Annotated in this window: 16 protein-coding genes; 6 read left to right on the top strand and 10 right to left on the bottom strand. The window is 50.7% G+C overall.

From position 1 onward, the window contains the following. Positions 1-127 precede the first annotated feature (127 nt). Positions 128-2,203 (bottom strand): M13 family metallopeptidase, encoded by a 2,076-nt coding sequence (locus tag NY07_RS12440; protein ID WP_033539683.1) that lies wholly within the window; start codon positions 2,201-2,203, stop codon positions 128-130. A gap of 318 nt (positions 2,204-2,521) precedes the next feature. Here NY07_RS12440 and NY07_RS12435 point away from each other — a divergent pair, with 318 nt between their 5' ends. After that, complete coding sequence (locus NY07_RS12435) at positions 2,522-2,992, top strand: cupin domain-containing protein (protein WP_033539682.1); 471 nt, start codon at positions 2,522-2,524, stop codon at positions 2,990-2,992. A 34-nt stretch (positions 2,993-3,026) separates the two neighbouring features. Here the strand turns inward: NY07_RS12435 and NY07_RS12430 are convergent, their stop codons facing one another. The 3 genes from NY07_RS12430 to NY07_RS19440 form a co-directional block, all read right to left on the bottom strand. After that, positions 3,027-3,326 carry a DUF1840 domain-containing protein gene (locus NY07_RS12430; RefSeq protein ID WP_033539681.1) on the bottom strand — a complete coding sequence of 100 codons (300 nt, stop codon included), beginning with the start codon at positions 3,324-3,326 and terminating at the stop codon, positions 3,027-3,029. 317 nt (positions 3,327-3,643) lie between these two features. Then, positions 3,644-4,744, bottom strand: a complete 1,101-nt coding sequence (locus tag NY07_RS12425; RefSeq protein WP_033539680.1) for a GGDEF domain-containing protein — start codon at positions 4,742-4,744, stop codon at positions 3,644-3,646. 154 nt (positions 4,745-4,898) lie between these two features. Next, on the bottom strand, positions 4,899-5,543 hold the full coding sequence (locus NY07_RS19440) for a hypothetical protein (RefSeq protein WP_152603593.1): 645 nt from the start codon (positions 5,541-5,543) through the stop codon (positions 4,899-4,901). A 146-nt stretch (positions 5,544-5,689) separates the two neighbouring features. Between NY07_RS19440 and NY07_RS12420 the strand changes: the two genes are divergently transcribed. The 4 genes from NY07_RS12420 to NY07_RS12405 all read left to right on the top strand — a co-directional run bounded on the left by NY07_RS12420 (position 5,690) and on the right by NY07_RS12405 (position 9,635). Beyond that, on the top strand, positions 5,690-6,370 hold the full coding sequence (locus tag NY07_RS12420; protein ID WP_033539679.1) for an energy-coupling factor ABC transporter permease: 681 nt from the start codon (positions 5,690-5,692) through the stop codon (positions 6,368-6,370). A gap of 88 nt (positions 6,371-6,458) precedes the next feature. Beyond that, a complete protein-coding gene (locus NY07_RS12415) occupies positions 6,459-7,481 on the top strand; it encodes a DUF2817 domain-containing protein (protein WP_033539678.1) in 1,023 nt (340 codons plus the stop codon). Next, on the top strand, positions 7,478-8,242 hold the full coding sequence (locus tag NY07_RS12410; protein ID WP_033539677.1) for an alpha/beta fold hydrolase: 765 nt from the start codon (positions 7,478-7,480) through the stop codon (positions 8,240-8,242). Before NY07_RS12415 ends, NY07_RS12410 begins: the two co-directional genes overlap by 4 nt. Before the next feature lie 121 nt (positions 8,243-8,363). Further along, positions 8,364-9,635, top strand: coding sequence for a glycerophosphodiester phosphodiesterase family protein (locus tag NY07_RS12405; protein ID WP_033539676.1), 1,272 nt, complete (start codon positions 8,364-8,366; stop codon positions 9,633-9,635). A 93-nt stretch (positions 9,636-9,728) separates the two neighbouring features. On the opposite strand, the gene proC is transcribed toward NY07_RS12405, so the two are convergent. The 4 genes from proC to putP form a co-directional block, all read right to left on the bottom strand. Then, positions 9,729-10,541: a pyrroline-5-carboxylate reductase gene (gene proC / locus NY07_RS12400; RefSeq protein WP_033539675.1), complete on the bottom strand. Its 813-nt coding sequence runs from the start codon at positions 10,539-10,541 to the stop codon at positions 9,729-9,731. A 73-nt stretch (positions 10,542-10,614) separates the two neighbouring features. Further along, positions 10,615-11,862, bottom strand: coding sequence for a glutamate-5-semialdehyde dehydrogenase (locus tag NY07_RS12395; RefSeq protein WP_033539674.1), 1,248 nt, complete (start codon positions 11,860-11,862; stop codon positions 10,615-10,617). Positions 11,863-11,864: 2 nt separating this feature from the next. After that, positions 11,865-12,965 carry a glutamate 5-kinase gene (gene proB, locus NY07_RS12390; protein WP_033539673.1) on the bottom strand — a complete coding sequence of 367 codons (1,101 nt, stop codon included), beginning with the start codon at positions 12,963-12,965 and terminating at the stop codon, positions 11,865-11,867. 12 nt (positions 12,966-12,977) lie between these two features. Then, complete coding sequence (putP, locus tag NY07_RS12385; RefSeq protein WP_033539672.1) at positions 12,978-14,474, bottom strand: sodium/proline symporter PutP; 1,497 nt, start codon at positions 14,472-14,474, stop codon at positions 12,978-12,980. Positions 14,475-15,273: 799 nt separating this feature from the next. Here putP and NY07_RS12380 point away from each other — a divergent pair. Then, entirely contained in the window at positions 15,274-16,170 is an 897-nt protein-coding gene (locus tag NY07_RS12380) for a mechanosensitive ion channel family protein (protein ID WP_033539671.1), read from the top strand. Positions 16,171-16,173: 3 nt separating this feature from the next. Here NY07_RS12380 and mgtE read toward each other — a convergent pair whose 3' ends face one another. Beyond that, the gene (gene mgtE, locus NY07_RS12375; RefSeq protein ID WP_033539670.1) at positions 16,174-17,529 is read right to left on the bottom strand and encodes a magnesium transporter; all 1,356 of its coding nucleotides are present in this window, start codon (positions 17,527-17,529) and stop codon (positions 16,174-16,176) included. Positions 17,530-18,278: 749 nt separating this feature from the next. After that, positions 18,279-18,557 carry a peptidylprolyl isomerase PpiC gene (ppiC, locus tag NY07_RS12365; RefSeq protein WP_033539668.1) on the bottom strand — a complete coding sequence of 93 codons (279 nt, stop codon included), beginning with the start codon at positions 18,555-18,557 and terminating at the stop codon, positions 18,279-18,281. Between the last annotated feature and the right edge of the window lie 76 nt (positions 18,558-18,633).

Raw genomic sequence — 18,633 nt, 5'->3', positions numbered from 1 at the left:
GCAGGCTTAATTAAATGGCCCCTGTATGAGTTTTAGGGGCCTCTCAGAGGTAAACCATCATGCCCAGTATTTAAGTTATTAGTATCGATTTAGCTACTTAAACAAAACCACAGGCATTTTTATTGGTTTACCAGATCTTCACGCGTTGATCTTCAGGCAGGTACAGGGCGTCTCCTGGCTTAACATCGAATGCCTTATACCAAGCATCGTGGTTACGCGGTGCAAGAGCGCGGTAACGTCCAGGCGCATGGGTGCCGCCGCGAAGCTGGTTAAGCATGCTCTGTTCGGTGCGCTTCTCTTTCCATACCTGAGCCCACGCTAAGAAGAAACGTTGATCGCCGGTCAGGCCGTCGATAACGGGAGCTTCTTTACCATTAAGGCTCAGTTTGTAAGCGTGATAGGCCATCGCCAGACCACCCACGTCACCTATGTTTTCCCCTAAGCTGTTACGGCCATTAACGAAGTTGCCTTCGATTGGCTCATACTTGCTGTACTGGGCCGCTAGTTGATCGGCTTTGGTTTCAAATGCTGCGCGATCGGCATCTGTCCACCAGTTACGTTGGATACCGTTAGCGTCAGACTTAGAACCCTGGTCATCGAAACCGTGTCCCATTTCATGGCCTATCACAGCGCCGATACCGCCATAGTTAACGGCTGGATCGGCATTAGGATCGAAAAATGGTGGTTGCAGAATGGCCGCAGGGAACACAATTTCGTTAAACGAGCTGTTGTAGTAAGCATTAACGCGCTGTGGTGTCATGCCCCAACGGTTGCGATCAGTTTTTTGCAGCTCTTTGGCGACGCTGTCTTCACGGAAGAAGGTTCTTAGATTCTTAATGTTACCCACTAAGTCGTTGTTGCTGATGGTCAGGCCATCAAACTCTTGCCAAACATCAGGGTAACCAATTTTAGGATTGAAAGAGGCCAGTTTTGCGTGAGCATTGACTTTGGTTTCTTCACCCATCCAATCTAAGCCATCGATACGCTGCCCCATGGCGGTGCGCAGGTTTTCCACCAGCTCAGCCATCTGCTGCTTCGATGATTCTGGGAAGTAACGTTTGACGTAAACTTTACCTATGGCAAAGCCTAATGACTGGGTACCTGACATCTGCTCTACTGCGCGCTTCCAGCGTGGACGAGGCTCTTGCTGTCCGTTTAATGTCTTGCCGTAGAAGTCGAAGTAAGTGGTGTAGATCTCATCTGACAAGAGTTCGGCGTTATCACTGACGGCGTGGAATGTCAGGTAATCCTGCCAAACCGTTAACGCCTCATTATTGATCAGTTCGATCATCGCCTTAATCGGTTCTGGCTGAGAGATGTTAAGCTGAGGGACTTTGTAACCTGTCTCTGCGAAATAGATATCCCAGTTAAAACCTGGATACTCAGTGCTGAGTTGATCACGCTTGATCTGGTTTAAGGTGAGGTCGCGGTTACGGCGTTTCTCACGTGGCCAATGGCCTTCAGCGATTTTGGTTTCTAACGCTAAGATAGCCTCTGCACGAGGAGCCGCATCTTTAACACCAGCAAATTCAAGCATTTTGATGATGTGGGCTAAGTAAGCTTCGCGAATCTTGACGAAACGTTCACTGTCTTCCAAATAGTAAGAGCGATCCGGGAGACCCAAGCCACCGGCACCGATAGACATCTCATATTGATCAGGATTGAGGCGGTTAAACCACATACCACCACCAATAGGCGCGCTAATTCCCTCTAACCAGGCATTACCAAAGACTTTAGTAAGATCATCGGTCGATTTGATAGCGGCAATTTGATCTAAGGTTGGCTGAACCGGGCTGATACCCAGTTTGTTGATGGTATCGATATCCATGTAAGCCTTGTAGAAGTTAGCGATTAGTTGCTCTTCTGCATTAAGCTCCTGACGGCTGGCGATATCATCAATAATCTCTTTTACCTGAACTTCACTGCGCTCAGCCAAGGCATTAAAGGCGCCGTAACGGGTTTTGTCAGCCGGCATGACGAAGTTGTCATACCAAGTACCGCTGGCATACATGAAGAAATCGTCGCCCGGTTTGACATCAAGGTTACGGGCTGTGAGATCGACACCAAAACTGCCTAATTCGGCTTTGGCCTGAGATGGGGCGACCACTTCTGATGAAGCAGCATTGTTAGAACGGGTATCTTGGTTGCTGCAGCCACCGAGAACGGCGGTGGTTAAGGCTATAGCGATTAGGGATTTTTTCATTGGTGCTCTCTTCCTTACTGAGTTATTTTTTTGGTTTTAAAGGTACGGCGGTAGAAGCTTACCAAGCTGAACAACAAAGTTAAAACGGTTATCAGCGAGACAATTGTAATAAAAGAATACACAGCTTAATGTCAGGCTGGCCGAAATTGGAAGTTACCGCCCAGTTTGAGGCTGAGTATCTACGCAGAGATGTCTTGGTGTTGGTCTTGGCGTTGGTCACAGCCTTAGATGACAAGATAAGTTAGTCTAAGAGCAATGCCCGCCCTGTTAGGGGGCGTTAGGCTTAGAACTGCAGGATATAGAGAATAAGGAGTCGCTATGCAGGGCGCGGATTACTTCATTAAAGAGCTTGAGTTAGAGCAGCATGTCGAAGGGGGTTATTACCGCTCTTCCTACCGGGCGCTGGAGCAGTTTGACGACAAACGTCAGCTGTGGACCAGTATCTATTTTCTACTGCGTACTGGCGAAGTGTCTCATTTTCACCGTTTGACCGCCGATGAGATGTGGTATTTCCATGGTGGTGAGCCCTTGACCATTTATATGATCGATGAGGAGGGCTGCTTAACCACGGCTCAGCTGGGGCTAGATGTCGCCGCTGGGCAGCGGCCACAATTTCTGGTGCCTAAGGGTTGTATCTTCGGCTCGGCCATGAATAACCCGGGGTTTTCCTTGGTAGGTTGTATGGTATCACCTGGGTTTACCTTCGAGGATTTTGAGCTGTTCGAGAGGCAAACTCTGCTAAATGCCTATCCCCAGCACAGACAGATCATCGAGCGTCTGACTCGATAAGTCATAAAGGACTGCTTAAAGGCATTTTTGGGGATTATTCCCACATCACATTCTGGTTGTTGCTGGCCGCCGATTCGAATAGCTCGATAAGGGGCAATGCGCGCTGCCTGAGACTGACAAAGGGCCCTTGGTCTTCATCGTCTTCTGCCTGTGGTGGCTCTGTTGGCGCATTGGCTACCGCTTGTTGCAGCCGGGTGAGGGCGGCTGGTACATCTTCGGCACGTATCGCGCCCGGCACAGATGTACTGTGGCCGAGTATTGTTAAGAAGGTTTGTGCTACATCGCCAAACAGTGTGATATCGGCGTAGTGCTTGGTTTTAAAGGTGACTAGCATTGTGTTATTCCTTATTTGGAGTTGCATTTGGCGCTGAGTTCAATCCTCTAAAGGAGCCTTGGCTGTATGATTTAGCCTGGGAGATGCTAGCTTGAAAGGAGTGATCCAGTATATCAGATCTCGTGTCATTAAAATTATAACCTATTGTCTCTTGGCCTGACTTTTACCGAGCAACTTGATAACGGCTAACCAGGATAGTTAGCCCCTCTGTCTGAAGGGCTAAATCTAACTAACTTAGGGCTACTACTTAATTTTCGTCTGCTTTAGCTTGGCCATGGCTTGGTAGCAATAGGGCTTGGTAGCAATAGGTCTTGGTATTAATCGTTGACGGCTCTGTGCTCAGCTGGCTGAGTTGGGCTTTGGGTTTCGGCCACGACTCGGTTTCGGCCGCAGTGTTTGGCCTGATAGAGGGCATTGTCGGCGCGGTTGATCAGCGACTTGGTGGTGTCATCACTCCTTAATGCAGATACGCCGACGCTGATGGTTAGCGACTGGGCGGCAAACTTTTGGCTTGCCACATCTTGGCGTAATTGTTCAGCCAGTTTCATTGCCTGGGGCAGTGTGGTGTCTGGCAGTATGATCACAAACTCCTCTCCACCCCAGCGGGCAAGAAAGTCACCTTGACGGATCAGGCTCTTAAGGCTGTCGGCCAGCTGGCACAGTACCTGATCCCCAGCCAGGTGGCCGTAGGCATCATTAATCTGCTTGAAGTAATCTACATCGAGAATCAGTAGGCTAAGGGGCATTTGTTGATGATGGCTTTGCTGTACGCCTTGCTCTAGCGTTAAGTCGAGCTTCTCCCTGTTGTAGAGACCGGTCAGCTTGTCGGTTTCCGCCAGCTTCTGGATCTTGGCGTTGCGCTCGGCCAGTTGACGATAGGCCGAGGAGCGGGTGCCCTCGTAGAAACGAAACAACATAATATGGGCAATCGATACCTCGATAACATTGAATAGCGAGCCCATGCCGAAGGTGACGGGCTTAGCCTCCTGGATCTGGCCATAGACTATATAGGCGCACACACCGAAGGCGATAAGGCAAATTAGGCTGCCTCTTTGACGGCCAAGGAGGAAGAAAGCGAACGGCGGGATCAGGGTGGCCCAATAGAGAGAATGGGCATAGCCACCCACCGAGGCAACAAATAGCAGGATTAATCCCGTGACCATCAGGGTCACCGCCCAGGAGGCGAGGTTAACGTTGGCGGTTCTGTTAAAGAACAGCAGGATCGATAGGGAGATTAGGAAGCCGCTGGCGTCTAAGGCGGCGTACTCATAGCTTTCAAAATAGAAGATATTGAGCAGAGTCAGCACCAGGAAGAAGGAGCTGCTAAGCAGCAGAGTATGACCTATTAAACGAGTTCGCCAATAGTCTCTGTGTCCCGGTGGATATTGGGCAAAGTCTTTGTACCAATACTTGAGCATGATGTCCCTTTCTTCTTTGCGTATGAGAATTATTACCCAAATTTACCGCGATTAACAGTGGCTTATCTGGTGATTTCCAGTACCTTTTTAGTTAGGTAAGCTTAATTTTGCTGCAATTAGGGAGTGTGACGCCTTGTTTGAGTCTATGTTAGGGTTAGCGCACAGGAGAAGACGTTGATTTTCTGGCAGTTGGCGTTTTAGCTTTATAGAGGATGAAAAGCAATGACAGCATTCTTACTACAGAGGTGGAGTGAGGATTAACGTTGGCAGTTGGCGTTTTAGCTTTATAGAGGATGAAAAGCAATGACAGCATTCTTACTACAGAGGTGGAGTGAGGATTAACGTTGGCAGTTGGCGTTTTAGCTTTATAGAGGATGAAAAGCAATGACAGCATTCTTACTACAGAGGTGGAGTGAGGATTAACGTTGGCAGTTGGCGTTTTAGCTTTATAGAGGATGAAAAGCAATGACAGCATTCTTACTACAGAGGTGGAGTGAGGATTAACGTTGGCAGTTGGCGTTTTAGCTTTATAGAGGATGAAAAGCAATGACAGCATTCTTACTACAGAGGTGGAGTGAGGATTAACGTTGGCAGTTGGCGTTTTAGCTTTATAGAGGATGAAAAGCAATGACAGCATTCTTACTACAGAGGTGGAGTGAGGATTAACGTTGGCAGTTGGCGTTTTAGCTTTATAGAGGATGAAAAGCAATGACAGCATTCTTACTACAGAGGTGGAGTGAGGATTAACGTTGGCAGTTGGCGTTTTAGCTTTATAGAGGATGAAAAGCAATGACAGCATTCTTACTACAGAGGTGGAGTGAGGATTAACGTTGGCAGCTAGTGTCTTGGGGGGATGAAGAAACTATGACAGCATTCTTACTACAGAGGTGGAGTGAGGATTAACGTTGGCAGTTGGCGTTTTAGCTTTATGGGGGATGAAAAGCAATGACAGCATTCTTACTACAGAGATGGAGTGAGATTGAGTGGCAGCTTGATGTCGCTCAGGTGCTTGCCATGGCATTGCTGGCGCTTTGGTTGTGGGCTATTTGGCCCAGTGAAGATGTGAAGAGCCTGCTTAAAGACAAGGCTCTGCAAACTCGGCTGCTGTTGGCTATCTTCTTCATCAACGCCCTGTGGCTGATTGATGCCAGCATCACGCCGGGAATTCACGCACATTTTCTTGGTCTGGTGACCCTAATGCTGATGTTTGGCTGGCGTTTGGCCACCTTAGCACTGCTGTTACCCGTGGCCTTTTTTGCTACTTTTATGCTCAAACTGCCGCTGGACTTTGCCATCTATGGCCTGGTGGCGATAGCTCTCCCCCTGTTTCTCTGTTATGTGGTCTACAGCCAGGTATTTAAGTATCTGCCGCACCACCTGTTTGTCTATATCTTTTGCGGCGCCTTTCTTAACGCCTTCTTATGTATCATCTTTCATATTCTCTGTTGGTCGACCTGGCTCTATCTCAGTACAGACTATGATTGGGCTTACCTTGTCGATAACTATATTTTGCTGATCCCTTTATTGGCTTTTCCTGAGGCCTTGCTCAATGGTATGGCGGTGACCTTGATGGTGGTTTATCGCCCCGAATGGCTTTATGACTATTCGGATAGAACCTACTTTTAGATTGATTTTCAGACCTATTGAGTGTCATCTCTCTGTCGCATTGGCGGGGTAAGTTAGGCTCACGGATCAGCAGTGTTAACCTGGGGATATGAGCCGGTTTTCCTTCGAGCATGCTTTTGAAATCGATACCCTTAAGCGGTTAATCGCCCAACATCAGGCGCATTTTCGTCATCGCTCCTTACTGGATTTCTATTATCGTGGCGAACCGCTGTCGGTGACCGCAATCGAGCTGGGTTCACAAGAGAGTCACGCGCCTTGTGTACTGTTTGTAGGCGGCGTACACGGCGTCGAGCGCATCGGTGCCCAGGTGGTGCTGGCCTTTCTGGGCAGTTTACTCAATCGTCTGCCATGGGACACCCATTTGCAGGCGCTGCTTAACAAGGTGCGTTTGGCCTTTGTCCCCATAGTGAACCCTGCAGGATTTTTACGTGGCAGTCGCGGTAATGGTCAAAATGTGGATTTGATGCGTAACGCCCCTATTGAGGCGCAGCAGAGCGTCACCTTTTTGGTTGGCGGCCAGCGTATCTCAAAACATTTACCTTGGTATCGTGGCGAGGGGATGGAAGGTGAGACTCGGGCGCTGGTGGATTATGTTAAGGTACTGCATAGTCGCAGTAGCAGTTTGCTGGCCTTAGATGCGCACTCGGGTTTTGGTCTTAAGGATCATCTCTGGTTCCCTCATGCCCACACCTGCGATCCCTTTGGCGGTATCGGTTACGTGTATCAATTGCATAAGTTGTTCGAGACCAGCTATCCCTATCACGGGCACTATCAATTGGCGCCCCAGAGTCATTTTTATACTACCCATGGGGATATTTGGGATCATCTAGTGGCGAGTTCTGACTGCAAGGTGCCTTTTGTGCCGCTAACCTTAGAGATGGGGTCGTGGGCCTGGGTGCGAAAAAATCCTCGCCAGCTTCTGAATTTCGCCGGCTATTTTAACCCTCAGGCATCCCACAGGCATCACAGGATCTTGCGCCGTCATCTGGTGTTAATGCAGTTTCTGCTCAATGCCGCTTATGGCGAGGTACTTGAGCAGATCACCCCGCCTGAGCTGATTCGACTGACCGACGAAGGGTTAAGGCTTTGGTTTAATCGAGGAGTAAGATGAGAACCTTAGTATTGCTTAGAGGCTTGATGCGTGACGAGCGTCACTGGCAAGGGTTCGCCGAGCGATTAATGGCTGCTGGCGAGCAGGTGGTTTGTGTCGATCTCCCGGGGAACGGCCGTCTTGCCGACGAGATTAGCCCGATGACTATCGACGGCTATTGTGACAGGGTGTGGTCTCAGGTCACGCCTCACATCAGTCCCTTTAAGGGCAAGTCTGTGGTGCTGATTGGTCTTTCTATGGGCGGCATGACGGCGCTCGCGCTGGCCAGGCGTTACCCTGACTGTATCCGTCAGGTGGTGCTGCTCAATAGCAGCGCGGCTAACCTCTCGCCTTGGTATCGGCGCTTTCGTTTGTTGCCGCTGCTTGGGGCGTTGCTGGGAGCCATACGACTCAAGCTGACACAGTTGAGCCGCCGCCTCAGCCTGGTGGAGACCTGTGTGCTGCAATACACCAGCCACTATCATGGCGACAATTTGGTATTGATCGCTAACTGGAGCCGCTGGCGAAATGAGCGACATACCAGCCTGGTAAATGGTATTCGCCAGCTTATCGCCTGCGCGCGTTTCAAGGCGCCAAAGTTTGAGAGTATTCCTGTGGTGGTGCTGTGCGGCGCCGAGGATAAGCTCGCCGACCCAAGTTGCGCCCGTTCGCTGGCAAGTTTTTATCGCACCCAAGCATTGGTGTTGCCCGATTGTGGACATGATATGAGTTTGGATGCACCCGAGGTGTTACTGGCCTGCTTGCAGTCCAAACTGCTTTAAGTCGGCCTGCGGCAAATTGTCATATTAATTAGGTCTAACTGTCATCTGTACTGACTAGTATCCCTGCGCAAATATTGTTAATTGAGGGGATAATCGAGTGCCAAATCAAACAGCTAATCTTATGGCCTTAGCGGGCATACTATTGGGCAGCTTTAGCCTGACAGCATGTAACAGTAGTGATGATGACAATCAGGTCGAGAACAATCCGCTCGCCGCCGTAATGGGGATCGACAAGCAGGTGTCGGCTCAGGTGGGACTCAGACCTCTTTTTCTGGTGGAGCAGATGGTCGATGGGGAACTCAAGAGCCAGCTGGAGCAATGTCGTCAGGGGCCTTTCTATCGTAGCGACTTTTCTATTGGGCATCGCGGTGCCGCCATGCAGTTTCCAGAGCATACTAAAGAGTCTTATCAGGCCGCCATCGATTCAGGCGCTGGCGTAGTGGAGTGTGACGTGACCTTTACTGCCGACAAGGCGTTGGTGTGTCGCCACTCTCAGTGCGATCTGGCGACCACTACTAATATCTTGGCCATCGATGATATCGCGGCTAAGTGCAGCGTACCCTTTACCCCGGCCGATCCTGTTAATGGCGTGAGTGCCAGCGCAACCTGTTGTACCAGCGATATCACCCTGGCGGATTTCAGGCGCCTCAAAGGCAAGATGGATGGCGCTAACCCCAATGCCACCACGGTAGAAGCCTATATGGCGGGCACCGCCAACTGGCGCACGGATCTCTACGCCGGAGACGGCACTCTGATGACCCATGCCGAGAGTATCGCGATGTTTAAGGCCGCCGGGGTCAAGATGACTCCCGAACTCAAGGCGCCGAGTGTGGCTATGCCGTTCGATGGTATGACACAAGAAGATTATGCTCAGATGATGTTGGATGAATATCAGGCGGCTGGAGTTTCGCCATCAAGCGTCTATCCCCAGTCTTTCAATCTGGCGGATGTAAAGTATTGGATTGCCAATGCGCCTGAGTTTGGTCAACAGGCGGTTTATCTCGATGACAGATACGATTTGAGCGATTTCGATCCGCAAGACAGCGCCACCTGGTCGCCGAGCATGGACAGCCTGGCGGCTGATGGCGTGCAGATCATCGCACCGCCACTGTGGGTATTGGTTACGCTGGACGATGAGGGCAAGATAGTGCCTTCTGAATATGCCAAGGCCGCCAACGCCGCCGGGCTAAAGATCATCACCTGGACTTTGGAGCGCTCTGGTCTGCTGACTCAAGGGGGTGGCTGGTACTATCAGAGCATCACCGAGGCGATCAAGGATGAAGGCAAGGCTTTCGAGTTGTTGGATGTGCTCGCAAAAGAGGTTGGGGTGATCGGCGTATTCAGTGACTGGCCGGCGACTGTGACCTACTACGCCAACTGCATGGCGAAATAGCTAGGATTATCTATGGCGAGATAAACAAAAGGCGCGCTCTTGATTGGGCGCGCCTTTTGTTTCTGTGGGGATCTTTATCGGGGAGGGGCCCCTTTAGCCGAGCGACAATTCCCTTGCCCTACGTGCTGCGCTATCCATTGCCCTGGCGACTAACTCATCTAGCTCGCCGTGCTGAAAGGCCAGTACGGCCTGCTCAGTGGTCCCTTTAGGTGAAGTCACCTGATGGCGCAGAGTTGACAGGTTTTCCTGACTGGCGATCGCCATAGAAACGGCGCCCATAGCGCTCTGCAGCACCGCCTTGCTGGCGGTTTTTGGCGGTAAGCCCTGTGCAATCGCGGCCTTTTCCATCGCTTCTAAAAACAGGAAGAAGTAGGCGGGTGAACTACCGGCCGTCGCCACTATGCTGGACATCTGGCTTTCATCATCGAGCCAAACTGTGTCGCCAACGGCGTTCATCAGTTTATCGGCGTCGCTAAACGCCATCCTATCTTCCTGGTTAGGAACAAAGAGGCCGGTTAACCCTTTACCTATCGCCGTCGGTAGATTAGGCATTGCGCAGACTAGCTTGGAGCCCTGAGGCAGCTTGTCTGTAATGCTGGCATGGGTCAGCCCTGCCGCGATAGAGATGAGCAGTTTTTGCTGACACAGCGGCGCCAGTGCCGGGCGCAGTTCATCACACACTAAGGGCACGATAAAGGGTTTTACCGCCAAGATAATGATGTCGGCAAAGGCCACTGCAGCACTGTTATCTGAGTGCACCTTGACGTTAAAGCGTTTTACCAAGGCGCTGCGGGTTTTCTGGCTCGGCGCACAGACGAGGATCTGCTCGCTACGATGGCCATGTTTGATCAGGCCGCGAATAATGGCTTGGGCCATGTTGCCACCGCCGATGAAGGCGATGCGCAACTGGGGATTTAAGCCTGTGTCTTGATAAGAGATAGAAGGCCTCCTCTTGGTGAGTTTGCTCGTTGGGTTTATCTTAGGCGCGGATCTGTCCGTCGCCTTCGACCAGATATTTTTCTGTGGTCAGCGACTCCAGTCCCATAGGGCCATAGGCGTGTAGCTTGGTGGTGGCAATGCCAATTTCGGCGCCTAAGCCTAACTCGCCACCATCTGAGAAGCGTGACGAGGCATTGACCATGACCACAGAGGCATCAACCGTTCGCTGAAAGCGTTTGGCCGTCAGCTCATTCTCGGTGCAGATCACCTCGGTATGGTTACTGCCGAAACGGCGAATATGATCGACGGCGTGGTCGAAATCGCTCACCTGGCGCACGGCAAGTTCTAGATCCAGATACTCCTGACCAAACTCCTCCTCTTGCAACACCTGGGCATCACTGAAGTACTGCTGAGTCTCATGACAGCAGTTGATCTTCACCTTATGCTTAGCCAGTGCCGTCGAGGCCATGGCAAGAAACTGAGGAGCAACATCTCTGTGGACTAACAAGCCTTCGAGGGCGTTACACACACCGGTACGCTGGGTCTTGCCGTTAAGCAACAGGGCCAGGGCCTTATCCAGATCGGCATCTTTGTCGACATACAGGTGACAAACACCTTTAAAGTGCTGAATAACTGGGATTTTACTATTCTCAGTCACAAAGTTAATCAGGCCTTCTCCACCTCGGGGGATAATGACATCGATAAAATCACGCTGCTGCATCAGTTCCATCATCAGATCTCTATCTGGATCGGGAACCACGGCGATTAGCGCCGCTGGCAGGCCATATTGCTTAAGGACTTTTTGTAAGATGGCGGCGATCACCTTGCTGGTATTCAGCGCCTCTTTACCACCCCTTAGCACCACGGCATTACCGGATTTAAAACAAAGTGCTCCGGCATCGGCGGTAACGTTAGGTCGCGCCTCGTAAATCATGCAGACCACCCCGAGAGGAACGCGCATCTTGCTGATGTTCAGTCCGTTAGGACGGGTACTCAGTGGACGCTGCTCGCCGATCGGATCGGGCAGTGAAGCTATGTTCTCAATCCCCTGGGCCATAGCCTCGATACGCTCGACATTAAGCGTGAGCCTGTCCATCATGGCTGCGCTAAGTCCAGCTTTTTCGGCATTGGCAAGATCGATAAGGTTGGCACTACGGATCTCAAAACTGTTGTCGCGTAGGGATCGCGCCATATCCAGCAGTATGGTGTTTTTGGTCTGGGCGTCGACTAGGGCCAGTGCCTGTGCCGCCTTAGCGGCATCTTGTGATAACGTTTTAATAATGCTCATATTTACTCCAATATGGCGATGTTCTTATCGCTGAGGATCGGGCCGGTTTGCTGTTCCACATCGTGGGCAAACTCCCTGTCTTCCTGTTTTGCGATGAAATTCAGTAAACAACTGCTGTAGTTGGCTTGTGCCTTGGCCAGTTTAGTGCCATCGCCTTTGCGCACTAATACTGTATCGCCGACGGAAAAGTTGCCTTTTACGGCCACTACATCGTCACTGGTCAGTTGTGTTTCATGTTCGTCCAAGGGCCCATCGAAGTTATTTTCGACAATCAGTTCCCCCTGGGCCTGTGAGGTATGGGTCATCCAGTGCACATGCTCTTGCATTGGCTGTTCAAACGGGGTGAACAGCGTGCCCGGGTTTTGCCCCTTTAATAGTTGGTTAAAGGCATCTGGGTCGAAGCCATTGACGATCACCGTCTCAATGCCGTGGGCGATCGCCTTTTCGGCCGCCTCAATCTTAGTGCGCATGCCGCCGGTACCGACCTGACTGGTGGCGCCGCCTGCCATGGCGTAGATATCAGCGTTGATCTCTGTTACCTGCTTGATCAGCTTGGCATCGTCGTGCAGCTGAGGGTTCTTGGTATAGAGCCCCTTAACGTCCGAACAGATGATTAAGGCATCGGCATCGGACGCTGCTGCAACCATAGCCGACAGGTTGTCGTTGTCGCCCACCCGTAAGGTGTCTGTGGTCACTGCGTCGTTTTCATTGACTATGGGCAATAGGCCGTGATCCAGCAGGCTGAATAGGGTGTTTTTAATGCTGATATAGCGCTCGCGGTCCCTGAGATCCCCGTGGGTAACCAGTAGCTGGGCCGAGGGAAAGTCAAACAACTTATCCCAAGTGGCCATCATGTCAGCCTGACCGGCGGCCGCCATCGCTTTCTTTTGCGATACGCTAGGCTGGTCGACATTGCCCAGCCTGTGCCAACCTGCAGCGACAGAGCCTGAGGAGACCAGGACAACCTGGACTCCCTGGGCGCGACAGTTCGCAATAAATTGGGCGATACCCAGTAGGTAATGACTACTGCATCCTTGTTTGTGGGGAGCAATCAAGGCACTTCCCACCTTAACGACGATGCGTTTCCAGTGTATGTTTGCCATGTTTGCCTCGCTTTATCTTTGTTCTGCTAGTTGTCGTCCGGCTTCATCGAAGGTTTCTATGGTGTCTTGGCAAGGGTCGCCATCTAAGGCGCTCACCACCCAGATCATCAGGCTGCTGGTCATAAAGCCAGGGATCATCTCATAGAGGACTGAACTTAATGCCTTACCCTCAGGTAGCACTGGCGCATAAATCCAAAACAGTACCGTGGCTGCCCCCGAGACAATACCGGCAACGGCTGCCTTGTGGGTAAGGTTCTTCTTGTACAGACTAAATAGTACCAGCGGACCGAAGGCGGCACCAAAGCCTGCCCAGGCATTACTTACCAAGGACAAGATGCTGTTAGAGCGATCCAGTGCCAGTAGACTGGCGACAATGGCTACCCCGGCAACACCGAAGCGTCCAAGTTTCACCATCTCCTCTTCGCTGGCCTCTTTTTTCGAGACAACGCGGTAGATATCTTCGGTCAGCGAGCTAGATGACACCAACAGCTGAGATGAGATAGTACTCATGATGGCTGCTAGAATCGCCGCTAACAGGAAGCCACTGATCAAAGGATGAAATAGTAGCTCTGAGAAGACGATAAAGATGGTCTCAGGATCGGTTAGTTTCATATTAAACTTGTTTGCATAGGCAATACCTACAAGACCTGTACCCAAGGCACCTATGATGGTGACCGTCATCCAGCTCATGCCGATATTCTTAGCGGTCTTGATATCAGACACGCTGCGGATCGCCATGAAGCGCACTATGATGTGGGGCTGACCAAAGTAGCCCAAGCCCCAGCTGAGCGCCGAGATGAGTCCCAATAGGGTGACATTTTGCATCGCCTCACCAAAATGGGGGATAGACTCATAGGCAAAGTTCATCATCTTGTCGGCACTTGTAAACTCCTGATAGGCCACCACGGGTACCAAGATCAGCGCGACAAACATGATGCAACCCTGCACAAAGTCGGTCAGGCTTACGGCCAAAAAACCGCCCAACAGGGTGTAAGACACCACGACACCTAAGGTGATCGCCAGTCCCAGCTCGTAATTAACCTCAAAAGCTGACTCAAACAACTTACCACCGGCCACTAGACCTGCCGAGGTGTAGAGGGTAAAGAAGATCACTATGATCGCCGCCGATATGATGCGGACATTGCTGCTGGAATCGTGAAAACGCTTGGCAAAAAATTCAGGGATCGTCAGGGCGTTGTTAGCCACCTCGGTATAGACCCTAAGCTTTGGCGCCACGACCAGATAGTTAACCAAGGCACCCAACAAGAGGCCTAGCGCGATATAGATGGTCTCAAATCCCACTAAAAACATTGCTCCGGGTAACCCCATAAGCATCCAGCCGCTCATGTCGGAGGCGCCAGCGGAAAGTGCCGTGACCTGAGGGCTTACTTGTCTGCCACCTAAAATGTAGCCAGAAACATCGCTGGTTGAGCGGCGATAGGCAAACAGACCAATGGCCAACATCGCCATAAAGTAGATAGCGAGTGAGATGTAGGTTAGGTAATGCATGTGTTTAGTGGCCTCCTAACGCTTTGTTATTATGAATCCCGCCGGGTTTCAACATGACAAAAAGATAGGTACTTAAGATGGCGAAGAGACAGGTTAACTGCATCGCATAAGTGGCCTTGCTCTTTAGCTTGCGCCACATTAGTGAGATGAGATTTTCTTCCGTTGCATTGTCTGACGACATTGTGCCCTCCTGAGCAGTTATAAAAAATTAATTAGAAAGCTGATAGTTAGTGCTCGAACTATATTAGCATCGTTTTGATCCATTTTTCCACCCCAAATCAGGCTTAAGCGACTGTGTTGCCTGTAGTTTGTGGGCTTGTATCCATTGCTGTTACTGGGCTTGTTGTAACTTGATGTATGCAGAAAATAAAATTTAAAAAAGGTAATAAGCCTAATTTAATTAAGGTTTATAACGAGTTTTTTGTATGATAAATCATCAGTTGATGTGAGGATTTTGCATGAGTGCACTCAGTTTTGGCGCTGATGTCAGTCATAAATACGCCTATATTAGGCATTGGGTTAAAACCGTTTTTGGTTATACCTGTAACTACCTGTTGGCGTGTCTTCTTGTTGTGCTTTTGCTAGTTGTTGGTATACCTAAGTCAGGTCGCAGGTGCTCAGTAGGGTTAGTAAAGGAGGTGGCGGTTTTAAGTAAACCGCTAGACGCATGTTGAAGTGGTCGCTGCGTTGCAGATGCTAATTATTGCAGTGTTAGCGAAGTGTTTGAATTTGATGCCTAAATCACGCTTTTCGTCCCGACTGTTATACTCAATGAATGGCAAGTATTAGGGGGAATGGCATGAGCTGGCAGGATATTAAGGAGATCTTATCTTTCGTTCTTTTCACCTATGGTGATTCGTCGATCACTGTGTCTCAGGTGTTGCAAGTGCCGCTGCTTCTTTTGCTGGCCTGGTTTATCGTCACCCGAATCGGCAAACTTATCCGCCGTACCCTGTTAGTGCGTAAGGTCGCCCCTGATGCCGTGCATCTGTTTTCCCGTATCTACCTGGTAATCGCAATTGCCATCATCTTGGTTACCAGCCTTGAGATCCTTAATATTCCTATCAAAGCCTTTGCCTTTGTGTCGGGGGCAGTGGCTATTGGTGTCGGTTTTGGTGCACAAAACATTATCAACAATTTCATCAGCGGCTGGATCTTGATGTGGGAGCGGCCGATCCGTATTGGTGATTTTCTGGAGATTGGCGACACCAAAGGGGTAGTGGAGAGCATCAATACCCGCTCAACCCTGATCCGCCGTAATGATGGTGTGCATATGTTGGTACCCAACAGCCACCTGCTGGAAAATACCGTCACCAACTGGACCCTGATCGACAATACTGCCCGTTCCACCGTTAGGGTTGGAGTTGCCTATGGTTCCGATGTGGAGCGAGTTGCCCAGATCATCAAGCAGACCCTAGATGATCATGATGAGATCTTAGATACGCCCGCGCCCATTTCCATCTTTGAAGATTTTGGTGACAACGCGCTGATCTTCGATGGCATCTTCTGGGTGTGCGCCAATACAGAAGCGGATATTCGCCGTATTCGCAGCGATATCCGTTTTCGTATCTACAAGCTATTTACTGAGGCGGGTATAGTGATCGCCTTTCCTCAGCGGGATCTGCATCTGGACGGCGAGCTTAAGATCACTAGCACGCCGCCAAGTACCTCTGAAAAGCAGGCCCTTGAGGAGTAGAGCTTAAAGAATCAGCAGGGTTGCCAATCCTAAGAAGGAGAAGAAACCCACCACATCTGTGACCGTGGTAAGCACTACACCGCCCGCCAATGCAGGGTCTATTCCTATGCGCTTAAGTAGCGGTGGTATGCTGGCCCCCGCTAATACGCCAGTGATCAGGACAATGATCATGGCGAGTCCAAACACCAGCCCAAGTTGCCAATCACCAAACCATTTAAGCGCGATAACGGCGACCAGTGATGCCCACAAGATGGCGTTGAGTGCGCCAATACTGAATTCATGACCAATCAACTTAATAATGTTATTACGATTAATCTGATTCAATGCCAGGCCTCGTGTGACCAGGGTGAGAGTTTGACTGCCAGCGACCCCGCCCATGCTGGCGACCACTGGCATGAGCACCGCCAAGGCCACAATTTTTTCGATGGCGGCCTCGAATAGACCTATGACCCAGGCCGCGAGAAAGGCCGTCAGTAGGTTGATACCCAACCAAAGTGCACGTCGGGTGGCACTTTGGACTATGGGGGCAAACATGTCGGGATGATTGTTCAGACCCGCCTGAGAGTAAAGCGCCTTGTCGGCTTCATCTTGAATCACGTCGATCACATCATCCACCGTGATGCGGCCTATTAATCTGTGTTCATGGTCCACTACGGGCGCGGATAGCAGATCTTTGTCTTTAAAGGTTTGGGCGACGCTGGTGGCGGGCATTTCGGGGGTAAAGCTAGTGACCTGGGTTGACATGATCTCCCGCACGCTGGTGTCCATCTCGGTGGAGACCAATAGGCTTAAGGGGACTATGCCCAGTAGGGTATTGTCTCGGTCGACTACCATCAAGCTATCCAGGTGCTCTGGCAATGTGCCCTCGCGTTGGCGAAGGCGGCGCAGAAAACGCAGCGCGGCTTTTATCGATACGTCGGCACGCAGAGCGCTGATATCCACATCCATCAAGCCGCCAGCGCTTTGGTCTGGATAGTCTCTGACCCGCTCGTATCGCTGCCTGCGTTGGGCGTCCATCGCCTGCACCATGGCCGACACCACAGGGATGGGGAGATCGGCATCGATATCCGCCAGTTCATCCATCTCCATCTGGCTGAGGCCGATAATCAGCTTAGCTTCATCGGTTTGCTCGATCAGCGCGCGGCGCAGTGGCTGGGGGAGCGCCAACAGTACCTTGGCGCAGCGTTTAGGAGTGACCTGAGGCCAGACTCTCAGACGTTCTCTAGGTGGCAGCGACTCAAGCAGACGCGCAGTTTCAGCGCTGCTCGCCTGGAGCAATATTGCTTGAATGACACTCTGATCGCCTTGGCTGATGGCGTTGTCGAGTCTGTCTGCAAGCTGCTGAAATTTATCGGTCATTCAATATCCTTAACTACATAGGCTGGGCTATTCGGCTTGTCAGGTTGGGGGCTCAAGCAGGCATAGCAATTGTTAACCTGGACCTTCCAAGCTTAGTTTACTCTAACGAATTTAGATTCTTAGTGACAGTTACATTCTTTAAGGTCTCAGTTAAAGGTTTCAACTAAAGGTGCTAGTTGGTGGCCTTAGTAAGGACATTTAAAGTGAGATGAAACATGATGAGTGGAGCACCTATATTGCCTCTCTCCAGTCGAGGTGTACACCCGTAAGATTGGCGTTAAGGGCAAGCGCGATGTTTTTATTGTCTAAACTCATCTGCCATATATGGTTGGATGTAAGGCTCTAATAGCCTGAGCCAGCTGCGTGAGATGGCTGAGTATTATTCGGATGCAAAGCTCGGCTCTTTCTTCCCCTAGCAGCCCTTCCCTGACGATGGCGACATACTTGTCGGGGGCGCTGCCGTAGACGTGACATAGGGTTGTAAATGTTCCCGACATTTATCGGCATTTCCTCCTTCCGTGGAGGTCAGATGAAATCGTAGAGCGGCCAAGGATGGTTTCACAGCGTGTCATAGGCGTATCTGCACATCCCTCGCCGGGCAGGCGATAGGTCACATTGAAGGTAAGAATTTCAAATCGGTATATAAGTCTATTAGGACGTTTGTTTTATATCGAATAAGGAAGCTTTAAACCGGTTGGCGGAGAGGGTTAACAATCACCCCCTTTGAACACTTAGGCCAGATCTTAGCATCACGTCCGATACAAGACTTTCACCACATGCCAGCCGAATTTGGTCTTCACCAGATGAGGTGTGATCAATTCGCCGGTGAAGCAAACCTTATCGAAGGCGGGCACCATCTGACCTTTCTTAAATTCCCCCAGGCTGCCGCCTTTCTTACCCGAGGGGCAAGTGGAGTGTTTTTTGGCGAGTTGGTCGAACTTAGCGCCTTTATTCAGCTTGTCGATGATCTCTTCGGCGAGTTCTTTATGTCTAACGAGTATGTGAAGCGCCGCTGCGGTTCTTGCCATCTAATGTTGCCTCTTGGCCAGTAGGTTGGATCTCATGCTGGTTATTATACTGTGTTAGCTCGTGTGCGCCCAAGGG

The organism is Shewanella sp. ECSMB14101, from assembly GCF_000773485.1.
Lineage (GTDB): Bacteria > Pseudomonadota > Gammaproteobacteria > Enterobacterales > Shewanellaceae > Shewanella > Shewanella marisflavi.
Note: the sequence above shows the minus strand (reverse complement) of the source record. Positions and strands in the feature narration are given on the sequence as shown.

Bases quoted from the DNA above. Each gene is read 5' to 3' on its own strand.
- NY07_RS12440 (WP_033539683.1), bottom strand. From the start codon at position 2,203: ATGAAAAAATCCCTAATCGCTATAGCCTTAACCACCGCCGTTCTCGGT.
- NY07_RS12435 (WP_033539682.1), top strand. From the start codon at position 2,522: ATGCAGGGCGCGGATTACTTCATTAAAGAGCTTGAGTTAGAGCAGCAT.
- NY07_RS12430 (WP_033539681.1), bottom strand. From the start codon at position 3,326: ATGCTAGTCACCTTTAAAACCAAGCACTACGCCGATATCACACTGTTT.
- NY07_RS12425 (WP_033539680.1), bottom strand. From the start codon at position 4,744: ATGCTCAAGTATTGGTACAAAGACTTTGCCCAATATCCACCGGGACAC.
- NY07_RS19440 (WP_152603593.1), bottom strand. From the start codon at position 5,543: ATGCTGTCATTGCTTTTCATCCTCTATAAAGCTAAAACGCCAACTGCC.
- NY07_RS12420 (WP_033539679.1), top strand. From the start codon at position 5,690: ATGACAGCATTCTTACTACAGAGATGGAGTGAGATTGAGTGGCAGCTT.
- NY07_RS12415 (WP_033539678.1), top strand. From the start codon at position 6,459: ATGAGCCGGTTTTCCTTCGAGCATGCTTTTGAAATCGATACCCTTAAG.
- NY07_RS12410 (WP_033539677.1), top strand. From the start codon at position 7,478: ATGAGAACCTTAGTATTGCTTAGAGGCTTGATGCGTGACGAGCGTCAC.
- NY07_RS12405 (WP_033539676.1), top strand. From the start codon at position 8,364: ATGGCCTTAGCGGGCATACTATTGGGCAGCTTTAGCCTGACAGCATGT.
- NY07_RS12395 (WP_033539674.1), bottom strand. From the start codon at position 11,862: ATGAGCATTATTAAAACGTTATCACAAGATGCCGCTAAGGCGGCACAG.
- proB (WP_033539673.1), bottom strand. From the start codon at position 12,965: ATGGCAAACATACACTGGAAACGCATCGTCGTTAAGGTGGGAAGTGCC.
- putP (WP_033539672.1), bottom strand. From the start codon at position 14,474: ATGCATTACCTAACCTACATCTCACTCGCTATCTACTTTATGGCGATG.
- NY07_RS12380 (WP_033539671.1), top strand. From the start codon at position 15,274: ATGAGCTGGCAGGATATTAAGGAGATCTTATCTTTCGTTCTTTTCACC.
- mgtE (WP_033539670.1), bottom strand. From the start codon at position 17,529: ATGACCGATAAATTTCAGCAGCTTGCAGACAGACTCGACAACGCCATC.
- ppiC (WP_033539668.1), bottom strand. From the start codon at position 18,557: ATGGCAAGAACCGCAGCGGCGCTTCACATACTCGTTAGACATAAAGAA.